This window comes from Microbacterium sp. Bi128 (assembly GCF_918698205.1).
This window is the reverse complement of sequence record NZ_CAKKMM010000128.1, coordinates 1-10296: the sequence shown is the minus strand read 5'-3', so window position 1 is coordinate 10296 and position 10296 is coordinate 1. Positions and strand designations below refer to the sequence as shown.

Sequence of the window (10296 nt, the reverse complement as noted above, 5' to 3'; positions counted from 1 at the left end):
ACCCATGACGTAGTAACCCACCGAATCGGTGATCTTCTCGGACAGTTCGATGAAGCGGGCGCGCTTGGATGCCGGGACGAGCTGGTACACCGCGGACTTCAGCGACGGAGTCGACGCCGTGAAGTAGATCGTGAGGATGAGCACGATGAATGCCCCGCCGAGTCCCGCCGCCAGCGCCCCACCGACCGTGAGCAGGCTGTTGCCGACCATCGTCGAGATCGAGCCCACATCGAGCGTGGAGAACCAGTGCTGGACGCCGGCCCACACCTCGTCGAGCCGGAGCCAGGGGAACGTCGTGGTGGCCCAGTCCTGCACGTTCACGACGAGCTGGTTCCACTGCTCCGGCCGCAAAAGCGCTTCGATCTGCCCGACAAGCTGCGTGATCTGGCTGACGATGATCGGAACGACCATGATGATGATCCCGGCGAAGATGCCCAGCACCCCGAGGATCGTCAGGAGCACGGCGGCCCACCGCGGCAGCCCGCGGCGTTCGAGGAACGACACCACGGGATCCAGACCCAGCGAGAGGAACAGCGCGGTCCCCACGTAGAGCAGGATCGTCGACAGGTTCTGGACGCTCCCGATGACCAGGAGGCCGACTCCGACGCCGAGGGTCGCGAGCAATGCGACTCTGAAGGGATTGTGGATCTTCATCCTGGCGACTCCTGCCTCCGGAGGACGCGACCGCGCCCGTGTCGAAAGGATACTGAGCGCGAGCGTGGTCACGGCACCGCCGGGCCTCGCCGCGAACTTTCAGCCGGCCTCAGCTAGTCTGAAACGTCGATTCTTCGGTGGCCGCCCGAGTCGCCGGTGGGGATGGTGTGTAGCGTGAGATTCGTCTGGGCCGTGGTGGCGTTCGTCATCGCCGCAGCCATGATCGGCGCGGGCATCGCTCAGCGCACCGTCTTCCAGGGGCCTTCCGAGGCCACGGAGACGATTCAGACCGACGGTTCGACGGCGTACACGCTGATCGACGGTGCGGTCCTCGGCAGCCTGCCGGGGGCGCAATCGCTCCGCGTCGCCGGCGACGGCGAGGTCTTCGTCTCGTACGGTCGCACCGCCGACATGCGGGCCTGGCTCGCCGATGTCCCCTACACGGCCGTGACCCTCGGCGCCGAGAACGCCGTCACGACGGGTCTCGTGCGCGCGTCGACCACGAGCCCCGCGGCAGAGGCCACCGCCGCACGCACACCCGCTGGCTCCGACCTGTGGCTCGATGAGTTCCAGCAGACCGGGTCGCTCGCGACGACGCTGCAGCTGCCGGCCGACATGAGCGTCCTCGTTGCGAGCGACGGGACCGCTCCGGCGCCCTCCGACGTCACGCTCACGTGGCCGATCGACAACTCCACGCCCTGGGCGGGGCCGTTGATCGCCGGGGGAGCCGTCGCGCTCCTCGCGGGCATTGTGCTGTACCTGCTCGGCATCCGTCACGTCCGCCGCTCCCGCCGTCCGCGTCGCAAGGGTCTGCCCCTGCCGGTCACAGAACCGATCTCGATCGCCGATGCCGACGCCGCTAAGAAGGGCGTGATCAGCTCGTCGCCCGATCGTCGGGGCCGACGGCCGCTGGGACCGCGGCGTCGTGCGTTGATCGCCGTCCCCGCGCTGGGTCTGTCGGCGGCGCTGTTCGCCGGCTGCTCCGCGGACGCGTGGCCGCAGATCGCCGCGAGCGAGAGCCCCAGTCCGACACCGACGGTCATCGTGCCCGAGGGACAGTTCCCGCCCGTGGTCACCGAGTCGCAGGCCGAGAGCATCGTCTCGCGCATCGCCACGACCATGGGCCAGGCCGACGCCGCACTCGACGTCGCCGCGGCCGAGACGCGCCTGACCGGGCCCGCCCTGGCCGAGCGCAAGACCAACTACACCCTGCGCGCCGCCCTTCCGGATCGCCCGGCGCTTCCGGCGATTCCCGCGGATCCGGTGCAGATCATCCTGCCGCAGACGACGGGCGGCTGGCCGCGCACCGTCATGACCGTGGTCGAATCCGGCGACACCGCCGCCCCGACGACGTCGATCATGATGATGACCCAGGACGACCCGTGGTCGGAGTACCGCGTGTCCTACATCGGCAACCTCGAGGCATCCACGAACCTGCCGGAATTGGCCGCTCCCTACGTGGGGGCGACGCAGGTGCCGCCGGACTCCTCGTTCCTCGTCATGGCCCCGGATCAGGTGGCCGCGGCGTACGCCGATCTGATCAACAACGGTCAGAACAGCCCGTCGTGGGCATTGTTCGACACCGCGAACGACCTGCTCCTGCCGGCGATCGAGGACAACAAGCGCAAGCGCACGGACGAGCTGAACCAGACGGGTCAGGGCACCGCCGAGATCAGCTTCGCGGCTTCCGCGGGCCCCGCGTCGCCCATCGCCCTCGCGACTCTCGACACCGGTGCGATCGTCGCGGTCAACGTGTACGAGAGCGACACCGCCAAGCCGACGAATGCGGATGCCGTCATCAAGCTCGACAACAACCCCGCGGTGAAGGCACTGACCGGCGTCGACCAGTCGGCGACGGGCTTCACCACGACGTACACCGACCAGATCTTCTTCTACGTGCCCAGCCAGGGATCGGACGACAAGATCCGGCTCCTGGGCTACCGATCCAGCCTCCTCGAAGCGAAGGTGTCTCCGTGAGCACTCCCACCCCCGGATCCGTCCTGCGCGGAGCCGTCGACCTGTCGTCGCTGCGCAACCGTCCGCAGCCGCCCGCCGAGCCCGCCGCAGGTGCGTCCGCGGCGGCGCCCGCGTCGTCGCTCGTGTTCGACGTGACCGACGCGTCGTTCGCTCAGGTCCTCGAGCTCTCGCGCAGCGTGCCGGTCGTCGTCGACCTCTGGGCCGAGTGGTGCGGCCCGTGCAAGCAGCTGAGCCCCGTCCTCGAGAAGGTCGTGACCGAGCTGGCGGGCAAGGTCGTGCTGGCGAAGGTCGACGTCGACGCCAACCCGCAGCTCGCTCAGGGCTTCCGCGCGCAGTCCATCCCCATGGTCGTGGCCCTCGTGGCCGGACAGCCCGTGCCGCTGTTCACCGGCGCCGTCCCCGAACAGCAGGTGCGCGAGGTGTTCGCCCAGCTGCTGCAGCTGGCCGCGCAGCACGGCGTCACCGGTACGGTGCCCGTCGAGGGTGCGGAGGACGCGGTGGAGGAACCCGCCGAGGCCCCTCTGCCGCCCCTGCACGCCGAAGCGTTCGCCGCCATCGAAGAGGGCGACTACCCCCGCGCCATCGCGGCCTACGAGCGTGCCCTCGAAGAGAACCCCCGCGACGCCGACGCGCGCGCCGGGCTCGGCCAGGTGCGGCTGCTCGATCGCGTGCAGGGTGCGGATCTGCAGGCCGCACGGGCCGCGGCAGCCGCGGCACCGACCGACCTCGAGGCGCAGTTCCTCGTGGCCGACCTCGACGTCGCCGGCGGACACGTCGACGACGCCTTCGCGCGGCTGCTCGACCTGTTCGCCTCGCTGCCGTCCGAGGATCGTGCCCCGGTGCGTGAGCGCCTGCTGGACCTCTTCGGTCTCGTCGGCGATGAGGACGCCCGCGTCATCCGGGCTCGTTCGCGCCTGGCATCCCTCTTGTTCTGACCGAACGACGAAGGCCCTGTCTCCGGACAGGGCCTTCGTCGTGTCGCGGTGCGCGGTGTCAGCCGGCGCGGTGGTGCAGCCAGAGGACGCCGAGCGGCGGGACCGTGAGGACGGCGCTCCCGCGGGCGTCGGTCGTGACCGAGCCGAGGTTGCCCTGACCCGAGCCGCCGAACGCCTCGGCATCGCTGTTGAGCACTTCCGTCCACGTGCCGGCCTCGGGCAGGTCGAGGGGGAAGTCGCCGAGCGGGACGCCGGAGAAGTTGCACACCACGGCGACCGTGTTGCCGTGGTGGTCGCGGCGGGCGAAGGCGAGGACGTTCGGGTTCCACGCCGGAGCGCCCAGGCGCGAGAACGCGGCTCCGTCGTGGTCGCGCGACCACAGGGGCGCGTGCGCGCGGTAGACCCGGTTCAGCTCGGCGACGAACGAGTGCAGCTGCGCGTGCGAAGGCTGGTCGAGCATCCACCAGTCGAGACCGCGCGACTCCGACCACTCCGACATCTGGCCGAACTCCTGGCCCATGAACAGCAGCTGCTTGCCGGGGTGACCCCACATGTAGGCCAGGAACGCCCGCATGTTCGCGAGCTTCTGCCAGTGGTCGCCCGGCATCCGGCCGAAGAGGCTGCCCTTGCCGTGCACGACCTCGTCGTGGCTGATGGGGAGGATGAAGTTCTCGCTGAACGCGTACACGAACGAGAAGGACAACTCGCCCTCGTGGTGCGAGCGATACATGGGGTCGCGCGCGATGTACTGGAGCGAATCGTTCATCCAGCCCATGTTCCACTTGAAGCCGAAACCGAGGCCGGCGTGGGCCGTGGGTGCGGTGACCCCCGGAAAGCTGGTCGACTCCTCGGCGATCATGGCGATGCCCGGGTACCGCTTGTAGGCGGTGGCATTGACTTCCTGTAGGAACCGGATGGCCTCGAGGTTCTCGCGCCCACCGAACTGGTTCGGGGCCCACTCACCCTCGTTGCGGGAGTAATCGAGGTAGAGCATGGATGCCACGGCATCCACGCGCAGTCCGTCGACGTGGAACTCTTCGAACCAGTACAGCGCGTTGGCGACGAGGAAGTTGCGCACCTCGTTGCGGCCGTAGTCGAAGATGAGCGTGCCCCAGTCCTTGTGCTCGCCGCGGCGGGGGTCGGGGTGCTCGTAGAGCGGCTCGCCGTCGAACCGGGCGAGAGCGAACTCGTCCTTGGGGAAGTGACCGGGGACCCAGTCCATGATCACGCCGATGCCCGCTTGGTGCAGACGGTCGATCAGATACCGGAGATCGTCGGGGTCGCCGAAACGGCTGGTGGGGGCGTAGTAGCCCGAGACCTGATAGCCCCACGACCCGCCGAACGGGTGCTCGGACAGCGGGAGGAACTCGACGTGCGTGAATCCCTGGGCGGTGACGTAGTCGATGATCTCGTCGGCCCCGTCGCGGTACGACAGACCCGGGCGCCACGACGCGAAGTGCAGTTCGTAGATCGACATGGGCCGGTCGATCGGCGCGGTGGTCGATCGCTCCTCGATCCACTCGTCGTCCGCCCAGCGGTAGTCGGACGCGGTCACCACGGAGGCGGTGGCCGGGGGGACCTCGGCGAGGCGGGCCATCGGATCGGCCTTCTGGATCCAGGCGCCCGCGCGGGTGAGGATCTCGAACTTGTAGCGCGCTCCGACACCGACCTCGGGGAGGAAGAGCTCCCAGACGCCGCTCCCACCCATCGAGCGCATCGCACTGCCCGAGCCGTCCCACCCGTTGAAGTCGCCGATGACGCGTACGGCGCGGGCGTCGGGTGCCCACACGGTGAACGCCGTTCCGGCAGACCCGTCGAGCTCGCGCACGTGCGCTCCGAGCACGCGCCACAGCTCTTCGTGGCGCCCCTCCGAGATCAGGTGCAGGTCGAGCTCGCCGACCGACGGCGCGTGCCGATAGCCGTCGTCGGCGAGATGGTCGCCGCCGCCGTCGTAGGTCGCGTGCACACGGTAGCGGCCCGGAGCATCGGCCTGGGTTCCCTCCCAGACGCCCGCGCGGAGGTGGGCGAGGGCGAGGGTGGACCCGTCGGCGAACTCGGCGACCACGTCGCGGGCGAGCGGTCGTCGGGTGCGGATCACCCAGCCGTCCGCTGTCTCGTGCACGCCGAGGACGCTGTGCGGGTCGTGGTGGGCGCCGTGGGCGACGGCATCCAGGAGTTCGGGGGGAAGAGCGGTCATCGTGTCTCCTTCACGTGCAGGATGTGCACGGGTTCGGCGAATGCGTCCAGGCGCACGAAGTTGTGGTCGGTCCACGTCCAGACCTGGCCGGTCACGAGGTCTTCGACCTCGAACGGCGCGCCCGGTTCGACGCCCCAGAGCGTGGTGTCGAGGTGGACCGTCGTCTCGCGTGCGGAGTGCGGGTCGACGTTGGCCACGACGATGATCGTGTCCGACGCGCCGGTCGGCGACAGCGCGGCATCCAGGTGTTTGGCGTAGACCAGGATCGCCTCGTCGTCGCTCCACTGCACGTGGAGATTGCGCAGCTGGAGCAGCGCGGGGTGGTCGCGGCGGATGCCGTTGAGGCGGCGCAGATACGGCGCCAGGGAGTCGCCGGACGCTTCGGCACCGGACCAGTCGCGGAATTTGTACTCGTACTTCTCGTTGTCGATGTTCTCTTCCGACCCCGGACGCGCGACGTTCTCGTACAGCTCGTACCCGGCGTAGACGCCGTACGTCGGAGCCGCGGTGGCCGCGAGGGCGGCGCGGATCTTGTACGCCGGACGTCCGCCGAACTGCAGGTACTCGGTGAGGATGTCGGGAGTGTTGACGAACAGGTTCGGACGCAGGAAGTCGGCCGTGTCGTGGGCGAGGCCGGCGAAGAACTCCTCGAGCTCCTCCTTCGTGTTCCGCCAGGTGAAGTACGTGTAGCTCTGCTGGAACCCGGCCATCGCGAGTCCCTGCAGCGGAGCCGGACGCGTGAAGGCCTCGGCCAGGAACACGACGTCGGGGTCTTCGGCGCTGACCGTGGCGATCAGCCACTCCCAGAACTGCAGGGGCTTGGTGTGGGGGTTGTCGACACGGAAGATGCGCACGCCCTGGGCGATCCAGTGGCGGACGATGCGCAAGACCTCGGCGCGGATCCCGTCGGGATCGTTGTCGAAGTTCACCGGGTAGATGTCCTGGTACTTCTTCGGCGGGTTCTCGGCATAGGCGATCGAGCCGTCGGGGAGCGTCGTGAACCACTCCGGGTGCTCGGTCACCCAGGGGTGGTCGGGCGAGGCCTGCAGGGCCAGGTCGAGCGCGACCTCGATGCCGTTCTCGCGCGCCGCGACGACGAAGGCGCGGAAGTCCTCGAGAGTGCCGAGGTCGGGGTGCACGGTGTCGTGACCACCCGCCGGCCCGCCGATGGCCCACGGGGACCCCGGGTCGCCGGGGGCCGTCACGAGGGTGTTGTTCGGACCCTTACGGTTGCGTTCGCCGATCGGGTGGATCGGCGGGAGGTACAGGACGTCGAAACCCATGCCGGCCACGCCGGGCAGTCGGTCGACGGCGGTGCGGAACGTCCCGCTGATCACCGATCCGTCCTCGGCGCGCATGGCGCCCTCGGAGCGGGGGAAGAACTCGTACCAAGCGCCCACACCGGCGCGCTCGCGCTCGACGAGGAGCTCGGCGTCCTTCCCGACGGACACGAGGCTCATCATGGGCCGGGCGGCGAACAGGGCCGCGATCTCGGGGTCTCGTACGACCTGGAGCGCGATGTCGTCGTGGGTGTCGGGGTCGCGCAGCGTCCGATCGGCGGCGTACAGCAGGTCTTTGTCGCTGCCGGGACGCTTCTTCTCTCCGCGGGCGCGGTCGAACAGCTGCGCGCCCATCTCGCGCATGAGCGCCGCGTCGACGCCGGCGGCGATCTTGACGTCGGCGGCGTGCTCCCACGTGGCGAAGTCATCGGCGAACGCCTCGAAGCGGAACCGCCACACGCCCTGCTCGAGCGGAGCGACCAGGGTGCTCCACCGGTCGAAGCCGTCGTTGAGCGGCGACAGGCGGTGCAGGGACTCGTCGCCCGAGGGCGAGAACAGACGCACGTGGACGCCGATGCGGTCGTGGCCTTCTCGGAAGGCCGTGACGGTGAACGGGACGGCCTCGCCGACGAACGCCGACGGTCGGAACCGTCCGCCCGGCACCTGCGGATGGGGCAGTGCCAGGGGGATGCGCGGAGTCACGACCCTCTTCGTCGAGAGCGTCGGTTTGACCGGACGCACCGGGATCGAGGCGCCGCTGCGCCAAGGGGAAACGGGCGAGGGGATCGTCGTCGTGGTGGCCACGAGTCCGAACCTACCGTGGGGGGACGACGTTCCCGCAGGGCTTGCCCCGGGTCTTGACAGGTCGGCGAGTCGGAGGCACGGTGCTCAGTCGCGGGCGTCGACGCGGAACAGACGCATGGACGTCTCCGCGAACGGGACGACATCTCCGGGGAGGAAACGGGGCGTGTCGTGCTGGGGGGATTCGTCGGCGCTCGACCACAGCGAGACGTACTCGACGTCGTCGTCCAGGACCGGGAGCGTCACCTCGACGGGGCGCTCGTTGCCGTGCACGACGAGCAGGATGCGGTTGAGATCCTCGTCCTCGGGCGTCGAGGTGGCGAGGTACTGCAGCGTCCGGTGGGAGGGATTCGTCCAGCGCTCGCTCGACATCGTGTCGCCGTGCTCGTCGAACCAGTCCATCACCGACGCGGACGGGATGCGTTCGCCGAGGCGGGCGAAGTGGCGGGGACGCAACGCCGGATTCTCGCGCCGCAGGGCGAGCAGACGCTGCGTGTGGGCGAAGAGGTCCTGCTGCCACGGGGCGAGGTCCCACGAGAGCCAGGTGAGGGACGAGTCGTGACAGTAGGCGTTGTTGTTGCCGCGCTGGGTGCGCCCCATCTCGTCGCCCGCGGTGATCATCGGCACGCCCGCCGAGAGCAGCAGCGTGCCCAGGAGGTTGCGCATCGCCTTGCGGCGCGTGGCGAGGATGCGCGGGTCGTCCGTCTTTCCTTCGGCGCCGTGATTGTAGGAACGGTTCGTGTCCGCGCCGTCGCGGTTCTGTTCGCCGTTGCCGAGGTTGTGCTTGACGTCGTACGACACCAGATCGCGCAGCGTGAAGCCGTCGTGGGCAGTGACGAAGTTGACGCTCGCGAGCGGTCCGCGTTCCTCGGAGAACGTGTTGGACGACCCCGCCAGGCGCGTCGCGAAGCCGCCGATGCCCACCGGTGCCGTGTCGGCGCGACGGGCGTAGTCGATGTCGCTGAGCCAGAAGTTGCGCACCCGGTCGCGGTACCGGTCGTTCCACTCGTGCCAGCCGTCGCCGAAGTTGCCGGTCTGCCAGCCGCCCATTCCGACGTCCCACGGCTCGGCGATGAGCTTGGTCCCCGCGAGGCTCTCGTCGTCGCGGATGGCCTGCAGCAGGGGGTGATCGGGAGTGAAGGAGTGATGCTCATCGCGTCCGAGCGTCACGGCCAGGTCGAACCGGAACCCGTCGATCTGGACGTCGTTCGCCCAGTACCGCAACGAGTCGAGCACCAGACGCGCCGCGGCATCCGTCGCCGTGTTCACGGCGTTGCCGCACCCGGTCTCGTCGATGTACGCGCCCTCGTCGGTCTGCCGGTAGTACGAACGATTGTCCAGGCCGCGCAGACCGGTGCGCGGACCGCCGATGCCCTCTTCGGCGGTGTGGTTGTAGACCACGTCGAGGATCACCTCGAGGCCGGCTTCGTGCAGGAGCTTGACCATTCCCTTGAACTCCCGGAGCACCGCCTCCGGCCCCTCGGCGCGGCTCGCGGCGGTGGCGTAGCCGGCGTGCGGTGTGAAGAAGTTCAGCGAGTTGTAGCCCCAGTAGTTGGTCAGCCCGAGCTGCAGCAGGCGAGGTTCGGTGGCGAACGCGTGGACGGGCAGGAGCTCGACGCTCGTGATGCCCAGCGAGCGGAAGTGCTCGATCATCGCCGGGTGGGCGAGACCGGCATACGTGCCGTGGAGGGCCGGAGGCACGTCCGGATGCCGCTTGCTGAGGCCCTTCACGTGGCCCTCGTAGATGACGGTGCGGTCCATCGGCACCCGCGGCTTGGTCGCTCCGCCCCAATCGAACCCGCCGTCGACGACCACCGACCGCCAGTCGCCGAAGCCGCCCGAGACGAGGCCCCGCGAATACGGCTCGATGAGCAGCGACTGCGGGTTGAAGGTGTTGCCGGGACCCAGCGGACCGCCCGCCCGCACCGCGTAGCGCGCCCCCGGGCGCAGGAGCGGAGTGGAGGCCTCGAACACGCTGTCGCCGACGCGGGTCATCGGGAGCGTCTCGACGGCCCAGTCGAGGTCGACGTCGTCGAAGACGACCAGGTGCATCGTGTCGGCGTTCGCCGACCACACCCGCAGGGTTCCGCCGTCGGGGCCGAGCCGCACGCCGAGGTCGTCGAGAGACGGGGCGAGGAGGGCAGGGCGCGGCGAGAGGGCCGCTTCGGGTGGGACCATGCGTCCTAGGGTAGTGAAGGACACGCACGGGACACCGGGGAGGGCGAATGCCGGTCTATCTCGACCACGCGGCCACCACCCCGCTTCGACCGGAAGCCCGGGACGCGTGGCTCTCCGCCCACGAGGTGCTGGGCAACCCGTCGTCGATCCACGGGGCCGGACAGGCCGCGCGGCGTCTGCTCGAGGATGCCCGCGAGCAGCTCGCCGACGTGCTCGGATGCCAACCGATCGAGGTCGTCCTGACCTCGAGCGGCACAGAGGCGGCGAACCTGGC

Annotated in this window: 7 protein-coding genes; 3 read left to right on the top strand and 4 right to left on the bottom strand. The window is 69.5% G+C overall.

All coding sequences use genetic code 11. From position 1 onward, the window contains the following. Positions 1-654 (bottom strand): AI-2E family transporter (locus LQV45_RS11240; protein ID WP_230007095.1); only part of this gene is annotated, 654 nt, incomplete at its 3' end. Positions 655-828: 174 nt separating this feature from the next. Between LQV45_RS11240 and LQV45_RS11235 the strand changes: the two genes are divergently transcribed. Then, positions 829-2631: a glycosyl transferase gene (locus LQV45_RS11235; protein WP_230007094.1), complete on the top strand. Its 1803-nt coding sequence runs from the start codon at positions 829-831 to the stop codon at positions 2629-2631. Beyond that, complete coding sequence (locus LQV45_RS11230) at positions 2628-3566, top strand: tetratricopeptide repeat protein (RefSeq protein WP_230007093.1); 939 nt, start codon at positions 2628-2630, stop codon at positions 3564-3566. The genes LQV45_RS11235 and LQV45_RS11230 overlap by 4 nt, the downstream gene beginning before the upstream one ends. Positions 3567-3624: 58 nt before the next feature. Here LQV45_RS11230 and glgB read toward each other — a convergent pair whose 3' ends face one another. The 3 genes from glgB to glgX all read right to left on the bottom strand — a co-directional run bounded on the left by glgB (position 3625) and on the right by glgX (position 10022). Continuing rightward, positions 3625-5763 carry a 1,4-alpha-glucan branching protein GlgB gene (gene glgB, locus LQV45_RS11225; protein WP_230007092.1) on the bottom strand — a complete coding sequence of 713 codons (2139 nt, stop codon included), beginning with the start codon at positions 5761-5763 and terminating at the stop codon, positions 3625-3627. Beyond that, complete coding sequence (locus LQV45_RS11220) at positions 5760-7847, bottom strand: maltotransferase domain-containing protein (protein WP_374208187.1); 2088 nt, start codon at positions 7845-7847, stop codon at positions 5760-5762. The genes glgB and LQV45_RS11220 overlap by 4 nt, the downstream gene beginning before the upstream one ends. Positions 7848-7931: 84 nt before the next feature. After that, a complete protein-coding gene (gene glgX, locus LQV45_RS11215) occupies positions 7932-10022 on the bottom strand; it encodes a glycogen debranching protein GlgX (RefSeq protein WP_230007091.1) in 2091 nt (696 codons plus the stop codon). Positions 10023-10069: 47 nt separating this feature from the next. Here glgX and LQV45_RS11210 point away from each other — a divergent pair. Beyond that, positions 10070-10296 (top strand): aminotransferase class V-fold PLP-dependent enzyme (locus LQV45_RS11210; RefSeq protein WP_230007090.1); only part of this gene is annotated, 227 nt, incomplete at its 3' end.